The 15,505-nt window shown below is 44.7% G+C and carries 11 protein-coding genes and 1 pseudogene; 5 read left to right on the top strand and 7 right to left on the bottom strand.

Translation table 11 applies throughout. The annotated features are described in order from the left end of the window. Positions 1-2: 2 nt before the first annotated feature. The 5 genes and pseudogenes from P2A85_RS24810 to P2A85_RS24830 form a co-directional block, all read right to left on the bottom strand. Positions 3-836, bottom strand: a pseudogene (locus P2A85_RS24810) (GAF domain-containing protein); the annotation flags it as partial. After that, a complete protein-coding gene (locus P2A85_RS24815) occupies positions 769-4,278 on the bottom strand; it encodes an ATP-binding protein (protein WP_377476014.1) in 3,510 nt (1,169 codons plus the stop codon). The pseudogene P2A85_RS24810 and the gene P2A85_RS24815, both read right to left, overlap by 68 nt. Positions 4,279-4,826: 548 nt before the next feature. After that, positions 4,827-6,149: a CAP domain-containing protein gene (locus P2A85_RS24820; RefSeq protein ID WP_377476015.1), complete on the bottom strand. Its 1,323-nt coding sequence runs from the start codon at positions 6,147-6,149 to the stop codon at positions 4,827-4,829. A gap of 295 nt (positions 6,150-6,444) precedes the next feature. Beyond that, on the bottom strand, positions 6,445-7,098 hold the full coding sequence (nblB, locus tag P2A85_RS24825; protein ID WP_377476016.1) for a phycobilisome degradation protein NblB: 654 nt from the start codon (positions 7,096-7,098) through the stop codon (positions 6,445-6,447). 161 nt (positions 7,099-7,259) lie between these two features. Then, a complete protein-coding gene (locus tag P2A85_RS24830; RefSeq protein WP_377476017.1) occupies positions 7,260-7,721 on the bottom strand; it encodes a CBS domain-containing protein in 462 nt (153 codons plus the stop codon). Between the two features lie 121 nt (positions 7,722-7,842). On the opposite strand from P2A85_RS24830, the gene P2A85_RS24835 reads away from it, so the two are divergent. From P2A85_RS24835 to P2A85_RS24845, 3 genes are all read left to right on the top strand, one after another. Then, positions 7,843-8,166 (top strand): ferredoxin, encoded by a 324-nt coding sequence (locus P2A85_RS24835; RefSeq protein WP_377476018.1) that lies wholly within the window; start codon positions 7,843-7,845, stop codon positions 8,164-8,166. Continuing rightward, positions 8,163-9,605 (top strand): D-alanyl-D-alanine carboxypeptidase/D-alanyl-D-alanine-endopeptidase, encoded by a 1,443-nt coding sequence (gene dacB / locus P2A85_RS24840; RefSeq protein WP_377476020.1) that lies wholly within the window; start codon positions 8,163-8,165, stop codon positions 9,603-9,605. Before P2A85_RS24835 ends, dacB begins: the two co-directional genes overlap by 4 nt. A 146-nt stretch (positions 9,606-9,751) precedes the next feature. Next, positions 9,752-10,642, top strand: coding sequence for an alpha/beta fold hydrolase (locus P2A85_RS24845; protein ID WP_377476021.1), 891 nt, complete (start codon positions 9,752-9,754; stop codon positions 10,640-10,642). A 207-nt stretch (positions 10,643-10,849) separates the two neighbouring features. On the opposite strand, the gene recA is transcribed toward P2A85_RS24845, so the two are convergent. Together recA and P2A85_RS24855 are read right to left on the bottom strand one after the other, a co-directional pair. Beyond that, positions 10,850-11,962: a recombinase RecA gene (gene recA / locus P2A85_RS24850; RefSeq protein WP_340517957.1), complete on the bottom strand. Its 1,113-nt coding sequence runs from the start codon at positions 11,960-11,962 to the stop codon at positions 10,850-10,852. Positions 11,963-12,064: 102 nt separating this feature from the next. Continuing rightward, entirely contained in the window at positions 12,065-12,202 is a 138-nt protein-coding gene (locus P2A85_RS24855; RefSeq protein ID WP_377476023.1) for a hypothetical protein, read from the bottom strand. A gap of 47 nt (positions 12,203-12,249) precedes the next feature. Here P2A85_RS24855 and P2A85_RS24860 point away from each other — a divergent pair, with 47 nt between their 5' ends. Both P2A85_RS24860 and P2A85_RS24865 read left to right on the top strand, forming a co-directional pair. Continuing rightward, complete coding sequence (locus tag P2A85_RS24860; RefSeq protein WP_377476025.1) at positions 12,250-13,866, top strand: glycosyltransferase family 39 protein; 1,617 nt, start codon at positions 12,250-12,252, stop codon at positions 13,864-13,866. 56 nt (positions 13,867-13,922) lie between these two features. Further along, positions 13,923-15,482, top strand: a complete 1,560-nt coding sequence (locus P2A85_RS24865; RefSeq protein WP_377476026.1) for a peptide ligase PGM1-related protein — start codon at positions 13,923-13,925, stop codon at positions 15,480-15,482. The last annotated feature ends 23 nt before the right edge of the window (positions 15,483-15,505 follow it).

A 15,505-nucleotide genomic window follows, 5' to 3' on the forward strand; every position in this document is an offset into this window, starting at 1 on the left:
AGAGTATGACGCGCAAACATTGCCATTACGCCCATAATTTGATTTTCAACAATCAGCGGATAACCAGCAAAGGCAATCATCCCTTCCCGTTTTGCCCATTCTTTATCGCCTACTCGTGGATCATTTAATACATCATTAGTTAAATGGGGGCAACATTCTTCAGCAATCAGCCCGATCTTAAATTTTCCCACGGGAACACGAGCATGGGAACCATCTAAATGAGTGTATTGTCCAGCACTAGCTTGGAGTTCTAAAACATTTTCAGCAGAATTCAAAGTCCAGATGCGGGAAAAGGCTGCATCTAGATGTTGCACAATTGCTTCTGTAGTGGATTGCAGCATATCAGAGAGATTTTCATGAGTTGTTAATCCGGCATCCACATCTGCCCGAAAAGCCAATTTTTTGTTTCGCAACTGAAGTATTGTCAGCATTTGCGCTAATTCTGTTGCTTTTTCATGCTCATTGGCTTCTGAGCGTTGCAGATTTTGGTAAAGTTGGGCATTTTCTAAGGAAATAGCAGCTTGGATACAGAGGAAATTAATTACTGTCAGGCGATCGCTCGTGAATACCCCCGCAGTCATTTCATTTCTTAGGTAAAGAATGCCCGCCAAATGTCCTTGATTGAGAATTGGCAAACACAGCACACTCTTAGGATTACGTTGAATCAGATAATCATCAATAACGGGTAAATCTGTTTGTAAGTTGTCGATTACCACCACAGATTGAGTGCGTTTAACATACTGAATTAATTTGATTGGCACATCAGGATTATCGTCTAAGGGTATCGTAGTAATAGAACCAGCACCAACACGTATTTCCAGGGAGTGAAGAGACATAAGGTCGCACCCATTCCGCTGCTTCTCTTGCCCGATCTGGGTTATCAAGGATGCCGTTGAGAATCACCTTGAATATCCCCATTATTGCTAACGTTCCGTGGGTATCGACAGTTTGACAACTAGCAATGACAGCCACCTCATCAAAGACCTCGCCTACTAGTACACTAGGCTCCTCAGACCGACCAAGCAAGTTGAGTGTTGATTGATGGACAATTTGTACGGTCGTTAATTGAAATATTTGGTTAAGCTGGAGCAACCTATCTCCATAGACGACTAGCTTAGATTCCATATCTGTCAACGTTGTGCCTAGGAAAAATAAATCAACAGCATCACTAACATAATGCCAGCCTAAACTTTCTATGTTGCTACTTTCGATGGCGGCGACTATCCCTCGTTGGCGGATTGGAGCATAGTCTCGCAGAGATTGTTTGTGAGGCAGGATAAAGCTGGTAACTAAATGAATAGCCTGTGCTTCGACAGAGCGATCGCCAAATCGATCGCTCATCTCCAGACTTAATAGCCCAAATTGATAGCCCAACTCTGGCTGCTGAAAAACATTCATCAATAAGCAACCATACCCTGCATAAGCAATAAATGAAAGGGGAGAGTTTCCGTGTAAAAGTGATAATTTTACTTCAGTCAAGATCACTAGGGCAAATAAAGCTTGATTGTAGAGATAGCTGGCAGCATGAATACTATCTAGAATAGTTAAAGCTGCCATTAGTTTCGCATCTGTCATAGGCGGCAGATGTAACAGACTCTGTAAACTTGATGCAGGTAAAAGAGTTGTGATTTCTGCTTGAATTGATTGGATATCAGCAACACTTGGCTCCATTGGTAAATCAATGCCTAATTGCTTCAAAATATCGACGGCTGAGGCAATTGCTGTTTGCAAGTCTGCCTGAGCAATCTGTGCCAGGATTTGAATTTCATGCACCTTAATCCGATCTAAGACCGTTTTAGATTGACTAATAACAATCTCTGCAAGCTGCTGCATCAGTTCATTTTTTTTGCACAGATAAGAAATCTCCGTCGCTCCTTTATGTAGAGTTAAACTAAAGGCATAATCGACTTGCCATATATCATCTTGCAAAAGATTAATCGCTAGATTAAAGTATTCTAGAGATGCATCATAGGCGATTGAGGCTTTTGCTTTTCGTCCTGCAATAAAATTAAGTTTGGCTAGCTCAATCTTTTCATCTGTTCGAGTGATGAGATTGCTGCTGATATTGAGATGACCAACAATTTCAAAGATAATATTAGTTTCTAGATCAGCTTCAGAAGTGCTAGACCGGATTAATTGACCAATGTTCAGATGAGTTGCCTGTTTTTGGTCGTCTGGAATTAATGAATAGGCTGCTTGTTGGATGCGATCGTGCAAAAATCGATATTTTGGATTAACAGGATTCTCAATAGTCGATTTTTCTGTACCCTGAAAGAACTTGTACACCTGACTCGCGGGCAAAATCAAGCCTTCTTGCAAGGCTTTCCACAATGCTGTGGCTGCGTCAGTGGGTGATTGTTCTAAAACGATCGCCAAGGTTGTCAAATCAAACTGATTGCCAATACAAGCTGCTAGTTTTAGTACGTCCTGAGTTGCGATCGGCAACTTCTGCAATTGCAATGCCATAAACTCAACAACATCATCAGCGATCGCCAGCGCATTCACTTGAGCAATATCGCATTCCCAATAGCGATTGTCGCCATTAAAGGTAATATATTTCTCTTCATACAATGCTTTGAGAAACTGGGTGGTAAAAAAGGGATTGCCGTGGGTTTTGCGATCGATTAACTCTGTCAAAGGTTGCGCCAATTCTGGTGAACAATTCAATGTATCTGCCACCAGATGATTTGTATCAGTAAAGGCTAATGGTGCAAGGGTAATTGTATTTACGATTGCTTTGTTTTTTCTGAGTTCTGCTACTGTCAAAATAAATGGGTGAGCAGACGACACTTCGTTATCTCGATAAGCACCAAGCATCAGCAAATAGCTATTACCATTCATCAATATTTTGATCAACTCTAAAGAAGCTGAATCAGCCCATTGCAAATCATCCAAAAACATTACCAAGGGATGCTTTTTTGTGGTAAATACTTCAATGAATTTTTGAAACAATAAATTAAACCGATTCTGTGCCGCACTCCCCGATAATTCTGGTACAGTCGGTTGTTGACCAATCACCTGCTCTAGTTCGGGAATTACCTCAATTAAAACTTGTCCATTGTCGCCCACAGCAGATGAAATTTGAGCTTGCCATTGCGCCAGTTCTGTATCAGATTCCGAGAGTAATTGCCCCATCAAATCCCGCAAGGCTTGCACAAATGCTGACAAGGGAACATTGCGATTAAATTGATCGAATTTGCCTTTAATAAAGTAGCCCCGTTGCCTGACAATGGGCTTATGTACTTCATTCACAACTGCTGTCTTGCCGATACCAGAAAAGCCCGCTACCAGCAGCAGTTCAGTTTTGCCCTCACTGACACGGTTAAAGGCACTCAGCAGCTCGATTACTGCGGATTCTCTGCCGTAGAGGCGTTCGGGAATCAAAAAGCGATCGCAGATGTCGCGCTCTCCTAGCGTAAACCGGACATGATTTCCCTTCTCTTGATATTGAGTCAGACAGAGTTCCAGGTCGTGCTTGAGTCCTAATGCGCTCTGATAGCGGTCTTCAGCATTTTTCGCCATCAACTTGGCGACGATTTCAGACAGCATCGGTGGAATCGCAGGATTGATGCTGTGGATGGCGGTTGGTTGCTTTGCCAGGTGAGAATGCACCAATTCCATCGGATCTTGGGACTGAAACGGCAGTTGTCCTGTTAGCAGTTGGTAGAAGCTGACACCGAGGGAGTAGAAATCGCTGCGGTAGTCGATGCCTCGGTTCATCCGCCCAGTCTGTTCGGGGGAGAGGTAAGCGAGAGTACCTTCGAGAATGTTCGGATTTTGAATTTCTGGGGTTTCGCGCGGCAGCAGTGAGGCAATGGAAAAGTCTATCAGCTTGACTTGCTGGGTGTCTGGGTTAATCAGGATGTTGGCAAGTTTGATGTCTTTGTGGATGATGCGGTTGCGGTAGAGGTGGTGCAGGATGTCGGCGATTTGCAGGGCGATCGGGTAGAATACATCGAGGCACAGGGGTTTGCCCAGCGCGAACTGGCCGAGCGAAATGCCGCCAAAGTCTTCCATGACCATAGCGTAGCCGTTACGGTAGGGTTCGAGACCGTAAGATTGAATGATGCCGGGGGAGTTGAGGTTTTTGGCGATCGTGTATTGATTGCGAAACTGCACGAGTTCGCCAAAACTCGGATGCTCATTACTCAGCAGTTTGATGACAACGGGTTGTTGGTCTGCTTTTCGCACAGCCCGGTACACGAGGGTGCGGGAGCCGGAGTATAGTTGCTCGGCGATGTCATAGTCAAAAAGGGCGATCGCGCTGTGCGTAAGCATAAAACCACTCAACCTATCTAAATAATCGGATCAATCCCCGTCGTAGGGACACTCCAAGAGCCCAAGGAGTGTCAACTTAAGCCTGAAAGCCCGCCAAGTCCGTCTGTGGGCCCGCCCTGGCGCCAGAAGTCTCAACCCCTGTCTCAAAGCTAAAGTCCTCTCAAGAGGACTGAAGAGAAGAATGTTCAACTCATTAGTCCTCTTTTAGAGGACTTTAGCTATTAGACAGGGGTTGAGACTTCTGTCGGACTATCGGTTTTACCTGATTGTTGACACTCCTTGGGCATGGCCGTGTCATAGGTGTCAACTTTAAGCTGTCAGCCCGCCAAGTCTGCCACGGTTCCCATAGTCCGCCAGGGAATGAATTCCCTGTCTAATAGCACAAGTCCTCTAAAGAGGACTGAAGAACTCATGAGTCCTCTTGAGAGGACTTGAGCTTTGAGGCAGGGGTTTCAACCCCTGCCGGACTGCGGGTTTGACCTTAAGTTGACATCAATGAACACGCTTGAGTGTCCCTACAGCATTTCATAAACCAGGGATATGCTCTATTATCCATTAATAAAAACACTCGATGTAAGCTGACTTTGACTTACACCTTGGACAATTCCCAAATAATTGCTACCAGATTTAATCGCGGTAGAAACAACGCTTGCACTTCCATCCAACTGCAAATTCACAGACTCAAAAGTCAAGTTGGTAAACCCAATACCATCAGTCAAACCAATTTTATCCCCAGCCACAAAATCGACGATTACATCTGCATTTGCTAAAGTAGTGACCGCAGACAAACCACCGGCTAGAATAAAGGTATCATTGCCACCACCGCCAGTCAGAATATCTTGACCGCGATCGCCCCCTAACAAATCATCGCCATTACCGCCAATCAAGATATCATCTTCTTTGCCACCACGGAGAGTGTCGTTACCGTCTCCTCCAATCAGGCGATCGTTATCATTGTTACCGCTGATAAAATCATTACCAACACCCCCATCAATTAAATCTGATTCTTTGCCACCGGATAAACTGTCATTACCCCCACCACCATTAATAGTATCCGCACCTTGCATTCCATTAATAGTATCTGCACCTTCTCCTCCGGTGAGATTGTCTTTCCCAGAAAGGGCAAAAATTGGCAATCCCCCAGGACTTGTCGGCAACTGAGCATCCCCACTGTCAGATAAGAAATAATTGCCACCGCTGACTGTATTTTTGGGGGCTGTCGTCGGGCTGCCATCGCCTGTAGCATTGGCGATCGGTGTGGTGATAGATGCAGATAGATTTGGGGTAGGAGTGGGAGTGGGAATAGGAGTGGGAGTGGGAGTGGGAGTAGGAGTAGGAATAGGAGTGGGAGTAGATATGGGTGTAGTGGTACCGTCAAGAGAAGTAGCAAACACTTGCGTCCAATAGTGATTCCAATTTTCAGTACCAGTATCATTGGCTAAAAAATAGTAACCAATGCCAATTTCTTTCAGCTTAGGATCGAGAATATTAGCACGGTGGCCAGCACTGTTCATCCAGGAAGCTACAACTTGTTCCGGTGTAGAAGAACCCGCAGCAATGTTTTCCGCCGCCGCTGAGAATTTATAGCCCGTTGCAGTAATCCGACTGCCGATCGAAGAACCATCTTTTCCGGTATGAGAAAAGAAGTCTTGCAGGGCCATATTTTCGGTGTGATTTGCCGCCGCATTCAGCAACTGAGCATTGAAAGTCAGGGCTGACAAACCAAATTTAGTTCGTTCTATGTTGGTAAGTTCGAGAACTTTATCAACAAAAGATTGATTCGTTGCACTGGCAAAACGTTCAGGGGCCAAACCCCCTTCGTTTAAGATGTCTAAAGGTTGAGTGGCGGAATTATTGATTTGTTCAAACATGGTGAGTTATAAAAATTGAGATTGGCTTATCTCATATCTACAACTGCTGTACTTGTTTTCCGTATATATTCCCGCACAATTTAAATTTCAATCGATTGTCATTTTTCGACTTTAGCTTTAAAAAGCGAATTTCACATTTTCTATTTATCTGGGAATTATTTAACCGCAGAGGACACAGAGGACACAGAGTACACAGAGGAAGAGAATAGAGAGGTGAATAATTCTGATGCCAATTAAAATTTAGATTTGAGATTAAAATTATCAATGAATCTCAAATCTAAAATCTAAATTTTTCCTAGGCTCCTTTGGCTTCCACAGCAACTTGCTCAACTTCATCTTTGGTGAGAATTTCCAGAGCTGCTTCTGCTTCTGCACCGCCTAACCGTCGGAGAGCTTGGGCGACTCGGTAACGGATTTGCCAATCTGCGTTGGTAGCGTAGGGGAGGAGTAGGGGAATGGCTCGCGGATCTCTCAATTCTCCTAATGCACTGATCGCAATGGTTTGGATCAATTCATTGTCGGAAGCTAAGGCATTTTCTAACATGGGAAATGCTTTGGGATCTCCCATTTCTCCCAAGGCTGCGACGATGCTGAGTTGAACTAGCCACTCGGATGTCTTGTCGTAAACTTGCTGTAAATCTGCTAGAGCATCGGTTAATTTCAAAGCACCCAAAGCATCGGCTGCTGCTGCTTGGACGTCGGGTTCGGGGTCGTTGTTCAAGCTGTGAAGCAGTACCTCTAAGGCGTTGGAGAGATTCTCTGTACCGAGGGTTGACATTTGGCTGACGGCGGCGTAACGAACGCGGACGTTTTTGTCGCCGATCGCAGTTTGAATCAGTTTATAGGCGATGGCTGGTTCTAGTTGACGCAGTTGATTGACAGCACGGAGGCGATCGCCAAAATCCTCGGAATTCAGCAATTGTTCGACAGACTCAGGGTTAAGGCTCATGGATTTTTAAATTTGCTAATTGGTAATTGGTAATTGGGAATTGGGAATTGGGAATTGGGAATTGGGAATTGGGAATTGGGAATTGGGAATTGACACAAAATCACAAACTAAAGATTTGATAAAATATTTTTTTGGTCAATGCCTATCAATATAGGAGCCAATTAAAGTTCAGCTACCATTGCTCGGACAATATCTCCCCTAGTGAGGATACCAATTACTTTACCATTCGGATCGATCACCGGTAATCGGTGGATTTTGCGCTCGTGTAGAAGTTTGGCTGCTTCTTGGACTGATTTTTTTGGGCTGATGCTAATGGGTTCTCGGCTCATAACTTCTCCTACTGTTTGTCCTAAAGCTTTGTGGAGTTCTTGCTCGTAACGAGATGGATTTTCTAAGTAAATCACGCTGTCGAGTATCATGATGTAAGTGGGGGGAGTTACACCTGTTTCCTGCCACATCAAGTCGGTTTCGGATATGACACCGATTAACAAATCATTGGCATCTACAACCGGAAGGCCGCTAATCCGGCGAGCAGCTAAAATTTTAATCGCTTCCTTCACGGACATTTCTGCTCGCGCTGTCAGGGGTTCGCGAGTCATTAAATCGGCTACTGTTTTGGGCATGATTGGCGTTTAATTTAATTGTTTCTCTCGATCGATCATATATCCAATCTCCCATCTAAAATCTAAAATTGGTCGATCGCTTTCAAAATTGTTAAGATATATTAAAAACCGATCCCGATCAATGCTAGAATCCGACGCTAAAAAACCAGAATCCCCACCAGAAGAGCGCTGTGTATTAGTTTGTCAGCATCAATCTTGTCTGAGAAATGGTTCAGCCTCCGTGCTAGCTGCTTTTGAAGCCCACCCGGTTTCAGGAGTTAAGGTGGAGGCTAGCGGTTGTCAGGGACAGTGTAACACTGGCCCGACGGTGCGAGTAACGCCAGACGAAATTTGGTATTTTCGAGTTAAAGTCAGCGATGTGCCCCGGATTGTGGAAGAGCACCTCCAGGAGGGAAAACCTGTCAAAGCGCTTTTCAATCCGAGAATTCATCTTTATTATTCATGAGCATCCCAGGAATTGTGATTGGTTTATTAACGCTGCTGGCTACTTCATCGGCGGTTGTGGCGCAAATTCCAGCAGTTTCTGGGAATATTTGTGCGGTAGATTTAGGTGCAAAAATAGATGCGATCGCCAATCGTGCAGAATTTAGTCGATCGCGCTGGGGCATTTTGATTCAACCCCTATCTTCTACTACGACTCTCTACAGTCGTGATGCTCAAAAATACTTTATTCCAGCATCAAATGTCAAGCTATTAACCACCGCCGCTGCTTTACAAAAACTGGGTGCTAATTTTCGGATCGAGACCTCGGTTTACAGCGGTGAAAATGGTAATTTATATATTGCAGGTAGGGGCGATCCGAGTCTTGCGGAGGCTCAGTTGCAAGATTTGGCTCAGCAGTTGAAGCGGCGGGGAATTAGTCGAGTTAACGAATTGATTGGCGATGACAGCTATTTTCAAGGTAATGCAGTCCATCCGAATTGGGAATGGGAAGATGCCCAAGCTGGCTACGGAGCACCGATTAATAGTTTAATGTTCAATCAAAATGCGATCGAGCTAATTTTATCACCCCAGGCGATCGGGCAACCACTGAAAGTTACTTTTGCCCAACCAAAGCTGACAAATCAGTGGCAAATTGAGAATAAGTCTGTGACAGTCGGACAAAATGAATCAGAATTTATTGAGGTTGGCAGAGATTTCGGGCAACCTATGGTGCAAGTTCGCGGACAGTTGAGATTTGGTGCAGAGTCTGAATCGGCTTACGTGGCAGTGGTGCATCCTGCTCATCATTTTTTGCAACAGTTTCAGCAATCTCTGGAGGCGGAAGGAATTGCGGTTAAACAGGCTTTAGTGGCATCTAATTCTCGCAATTTAAATCAAAAGTTAGCAACTATTGAATCGCCACCAATGGCAGAATTGGTGAAAGAAACTAATCGGGAAAGTAACAATGTTTATGCAGAGGTTTTATTGAGATTGTTGGGGAAATCTACAGGTAAGATGCCTGTGCCACAAGAGGATACAATGGAAGTTGGTTTGAAAGAGTTAAAAACAACTTTAACTCAATTAGGGGTAAATCCCGATAGCTATATATTAGTTGATGGTTCTGGATTGTCTCGCCACAATTTAATTAGTCCAGAAGCCTTGGTGCAAACTTTGAGATTAATGGCGAATTCACCTTTGGGCTCTGTTTACCGTGCGTCTTTACCTGTGGCTGGGGAGAGCGGAACTTTGAAAAATCGTTTTACTACACCAAATCGAGTCATTTTGCAAGCAAAAACTGGAACTTTGAACTCCGTTGCAGCGCTGTCGGGATATGTGGAAGTTCCGAATTACGAGCCGCTGGTGTTTAGCATTATGGTGAATCAATCGGATCTGTCTACTGCCAAAGTGCGATCGGCGATCGATGAAATTGTGCTGTTATTAAATCGCCTCAGCCGCTGTTAAAAAAAATCAATCATAGCAGGAAAATTTTACACATTAAGTGCGATCGGCTACAATGAAAGAAGAAAAATTAAAACCAGTAGGTTGCTGGAGTAGGCAGCCCGTTTGGGGTGCTTGTATAACCAAAAGGTAAGTATAACTTCCACAATATGAAATTTTTAGATTCCGAACAACAGCATATCTTTGTCGAAACCAACAAAATCCGCTTGCACTGCGTTTCCCAAGGTGAAGGCGAACTTGTCTTGCTCTTACACGGGTTTCCAGAGTTTTGGTATTCTTGGCGTCACCAAATTCCTGCCTTGGCTCGTCATTTCAAGGTGGTAGTCCCGGATTTGCGCGGCTACAACGATTCGGACAAGCCAGCAAGTGGCTATGATTTGGATACGCTGAGTGCAGATATTCGCGGTTTGATCGATCGCCTCGGCTATACAAAAGCTCACATTGTCGGTCATGATTGGGGAGGGGTGATCGCGTGGCATTTAGCTCAAAAATTCCCCGAAAAGCTCAACCGTTTGGCAATTTTAAACGCTCCTCACCCGCAACGCTTCGTGCAAGAAATGGCGAGTAACTTAGATCAACTCCGCCGCAGTTGGTATGTTTTTGCTTTTCAGGTTCCTGGTATTCCCGAATGGTTGATTCAGCAAAACTTGAAAGATTTTGTGCAAAATGTGTTTCAAGGACAAGCTATTCGCAAAGGCTCTTTTAGCGCTGAAGAAACTAAGATTTATCAGACAGCTTTGGAAAAGCCGGGAGTATTGGGGGCTGCTGTGAATTATTATCGGCAGATGTTTCATCCGCAGAGGCTGTGGAATTTGGGGCATCCATGGGAAACGGTGAATGTTCCTACTTTGGTGCTTTGGGGAGAAGAGGATGCGTTTTTGAGCCAGAAACTTGTGGAAGGTTTAGATAGATTAATTACTGCTCCATTTAAGCTAAAGTTAGTGCCGAATTGTGGCCACTGGATTCAGCAAGAAGTTCCGCAAACGGTGAATCGAGAATTGCTGAGTTTTCTGAGAAATTCTTCTTCTTTGGTTTTTTGACCAAGAAAATGGGATACAAGCCCCGTCAATCAGTGCAAATAATTAGCCCCTGCAATCAATCAGTTGAAAAGAGTCCTGGAGACACACCAAAACAAGATCCCCGACTTGTTTAACAAATCAGGGCTCTAACAGCAGAATAGTGAACTACTCACCGCTAACCTGGAGTACCAGGTATCGCGGGAGCTGCTGTACTCACAGTTAAAAGATTTAGATTTCTTCCAAATCTTCAACATCTTCCATATCTTCTAGATCTTCTAGATCCTCATCGTCCACAGGAGCGACAGAATTAGCAGAAACCACAGCACCAGTAGCAAGTTTTTCTCTCACTAATTTCTCAATTTCATTTTTGAAATCGATATTTTTCTCCATGTGTTGGATTACTTTGTCTCGTCCTTGAGCAATGTTATCGCCGTTGTAGCTATACCAAGAACCTTTTTTCGTAATTACTCCCATTTCGTCGGCCAAGTCTGTCAAACAGCCTAAAGTAGAAATGCCTTTGCCAAATACAATGTCAAATTCGGCAATGCGGAAGGGTGGAGCAACTTTATTTTTAGCAACTTTAACTTTGGTGCGGTTCCCGTACTCTTCTGTGCCTTTTTTCAAGGTTTGAATCCGCCGAATATCGAGTCGCACGCTGGCGTAGAATTTGAGAGCGTTACCCCCTGTTGTAGTTTCGGGATTGCCGTAAGTGACGCCGATTTTTTGGCGCAATTGGTTGAGGAAAATAACGGTACAGCCGGATTTGCCGATGTTGCCGGTGATTTTTCGCAAAGCTTGGCTCATCAACCGGGCTTGCAAACCCATGTGGGAGTCGCCCATGTCGCCTTCAATTTCGGCGCGGGGGACTAGGGCTGCTACGGAGTCAATAACTACGATATCGACGGCGACGGAACGGACGAGTTGATCGACTATTTCTAGCCCCATCTCTCCGGTATCGGGTTGGGAAACTAGGAGATTTTCAATATCGACACCCAAGGCTGAGGCGTAGGTGGGATCTAGGGCGTGTTCGGCATCGACGAAGGCGGCGATACCGCCGGATTTTTGGACTTCGGCGATCGCGTGTAGCGCTAGAGTGGTTTTACCGGAACTTTCTGGGCCATAGATTTCAATGACTCGGCCTTTTGGCAAACCGCCACCCAAGGCGATGTCAAGTGTCAGGGCTCCGCTGGGAATGGTTTCTACCCTCATGCGAGTGGCGTCTCCCAATCGGACGATCGCCCCTTTGCCAAAGCTGCGCTCGATCTGGGATAGTACCGCAGTCAGGGCTTTTTGCTTTTCGGGGCTTTCAGTAATTTTTGTAGACGTATCTTTTTTTGCCATTTGCGGTACACAGGTAGGGCCCTTGCGGAGCTTGTTGATTAACTGTACAACACGTATGTTAGCAGTTATTTTGGGGGTGGGGAGGTTCTGGGAAGATTTGATTCACGATTCTTGATTTTGCTGAAGTCCGGCAGCAGCCAGGGCTGTTTCATTCTCAGGAAAATCTGTAGGGGCGGTGTCTGTCAGTGCCCGCCGAGCCCATAGATGATTTGTGGGCGTTTGAAGTTCTGGGGTAGCCACTCTTTGCGGCCCCTACAAGAAAATGAGAAGGTTAATCAACCGCTAGCATGGCATCTACAATACGTCAAGACCAATCTGTCGATCGCACTAATTCCCGGTGGCTGCTGGGCTTATTGGCGATCGCTATTTTACTAGGCATCGGATTTCGAGGCTTTGAGCTCGATCGCAAACTTTACTGGCACGACGAAGCCTACACCTCGCTGCGGGCTGCTGGTTTCACCAGACAAGAAATCGACGACGAACTATTCCAAAACCGGATTGTTCCCGCGCCGGAATTACAAAAATATCAGCGCATTAAACCAGGAAGTACAGCAGCAGACACAATCCATTCTTTAGCACTAGAAGACCCACAGCATCCGCCTTTATACTTTCTGATGGCTCGCCTTTGGATGGAGGAATTTGGCAGTTCTCTGACAGCATCCCGTACTTTACCAGCACTATTAAGTTTGCTGTCCCTGCCTTTAATGTACGCTTTAGCTCAAGAACTTTTTGCCTCACGTTTAACGTCGTTATTAGCGACAGCGCTGTTAGCCTTATCTCCCTTTGATATCTTATTTGCTCAGACCGCAAGGCAGTATAGTTTACTGACAGTAACAGTTATTGGCAGTAGTTTGCTGCTGCTGAGAGCCTTGCGGTTGCAGCGTTGGAAAAATTGGGTGTTATATGGATTGTCGATCGCTCTTGGTTTATACACCCATCCTTTTTTCATCTTAACACTAATTGCACAGGGCATATTTGTCCTGTGTTACTGCCTGTTTTTTGCCAAGACCAAATTGCGAGGTCATGTAATTAATTCGCATTTTTTCTTGTCAGTAATAGGCGGCTTGATTCTTTATGCTCCTTGGATTTACGTCCTAGTAAGTAATCTGCAAAGAGCTTCAGATACTACAGATTGGACGCGAGTTGCTCCCGGATTACTTTATTTGGTCAAATTGTGGATTTTGAGTTTTACGGCGCTATTTTTTGACTTAGAGTTCGGTTTTTATAGTATTTGGACTTTTCTGGCTCGGCTGCCATTTTTGATTATAATTGTAGCAGGTATTTACCAAATATTTCACCGCACCAGCAGTGCCCATAGGTTATTTATTTTACTATCAATTTTTGTTCCTTTTTTGATGTTAGCCTTGCCGGATATAATCATCGGCGGTAAACGTTCTGCTGTGAGTCGTTATCTGATTTCCTGCTTTCCGGGAGTGCAGCTAGTGGTGGCTTATTTCCTCGCAAATAGCGTCAAAAATCGACAGCGGTTCTGGGAATTCATTTTAGCTGGGGTATTTACGGCAAGTATAGTATCTTGCGTTGTTAGCGCTTTTGCTGATACTTGGTGGAGCAAAGACGTGAGCTATTTTAATGCTGAAGTCGCCCAGAAGATTAATCAAGAGGCGATCGCTAATCGGTCAATCAAAGATACAATTGTAATTAGCGATCGCGGCAACGATTTTACGAATATGGGCGATTTGCTTTCTATGAGCTATTTGCTTGACAAAGACGTGCGGCTGATGTTAATGAGTCAGTCACCAGACCTGGAGATGCTGAACAAATATTCGGCTCCCCTGGTGTTTCGGCCTTCGGAAAAATTGCGATCGGCATTGAAGCGAAATCAACTGCGGTTAGAGCCTGTATTAGCGAACGCTAGACTTTTTAGAGTGCGGCGTTCCGCCTAGGATTTCGACAGTATCAATAGACATAAATAGTTATATAGATTAGCGGAATCAAACCTATGCAAGAGTTAAAAGATGTTGCGTCAGAATATGGCCAGCAATTTCGTAATCTTCAGAATGAATTGCGGGAAAATTGGCACAAAAACGAAGAATTCGACGGCGGAGATTGTGACATCATCGTCATTCCTTCTATCAGTTTAGATCGGCAAGAAATGCAGAAGGTTCCAGGTGCTTACCACTACGAAGAACGGCATTTGTTTTCGTTGATTCGTCTGCGAAATCCTCGCACGCGCCTGATTTATATTACTTCCGAGCCACTGCATCCAATGATCGTTGATTATTACTTGCAATTACTCCCCGGAATTCCTTTTTCACACGCGCGCGATCGGCTTTTGCTATTCTCTACTTACGATGCTTCTCCCAAATCCCTCACCCAGAAAATCTTAGAACGCCCCCGGTTGATGCAACGGATTCGCTCTTCCGTGCGGCCGAGGCAATCTTATATGGTTTGTTACAACTCCACCCCCTTAGAGCGGGAGTTATCTGTAAAGTTGGGAATTCCTTTGTGGGCAAGCGATCCAGATTTGCTCTACTGGGGAACAAAAAGTGGTAGCAGACAAATTTTTGAAGAAGCTGGTGTGCCTTATCCTGACGGTTCTGAGCTAGTTTGGAATGCGGCAGATTTAGCAGCAGCAGCAGCTCAACTGTGGGAACGCCAGCCCCATTTACAAAGAATCGTAATTAAGCTAAATGAGGGCTTTTCTGGGGAGGGAAATGCGATTTTAGAACTGAAATCCATCGCTCCTACAGCACTTGCGGAAAAAGCAAAAGTAATCCAGGATTGTTTCCCTAATTTGCGCTTTCAAGCAGCGGGAGAAAATTGGGAAAATTTCAGCAGTCGCATCCCCGAACTAGGGGCGATTGCCGAAGCATTTATCGAAGGAAAAGAAAAGCGATCGCCAAGCGTTCAAGGCAGAATTGTACCCAGTGGCGAAGTAGAAATTCTTTCAACCCATGACCAGATTTTAGGAGGTCCAGACGGTCAAATTTTCTTGGGTTGCCGATTTCCGGCGGACGAATCCTATCGCATAGCGTTGCAAGAATTCGGCAGAAAAATCGGGCGTAACTTGGCAGAAAAAGGTGCTTTAGAGCAATTTGGCATAGATTATGTGGCTGTGCGGCAAGATGACGGTCTATGGGATATTCAAGCAATTGAAATTAACTTACGAAAAGGTGGCACAACTCATCCTTTTATGGCGCTGAAGCTGTTAACAAATGGTCGTTATGAGGGTGCTACGGGTGCATTTTATAGTCAGCAGGGCCGTCCGAAATATTATGTGGCTTCTGATAATTTAAAAAAAGAGCGGTATCGGGGGTTGTTGCCGAATGATTTGATGGATATTATTGCGGATAATCAACTACACTTTGACAGCGGTACTGAAACTGGTACGGTGTTTCATTTAATGGGTTGTTTGTCGGAATATGGTAAATTGGGATTGACAAGTATTGGCAATTCTTCCCAAGAGGCAGAGGAAATTTATAATAAAGTTGTGAAAGTTCTCGATCGAGAAACTGCATCGGATTTGAGATTTGAAGGGGGTTCCAGTCAGTCAGCTTAAATGCCCTAATTTTTTAGGAAATC

The organism is Microcoleus anatoxicus (assembly GCF_042465725.1).
GTDB lineage: Bacteria > Cyanobacteriota > Cyanobacteriia > Cyanobacteriales > Microcoleaceae > Microcoleus > Microcoleus anatoxicus.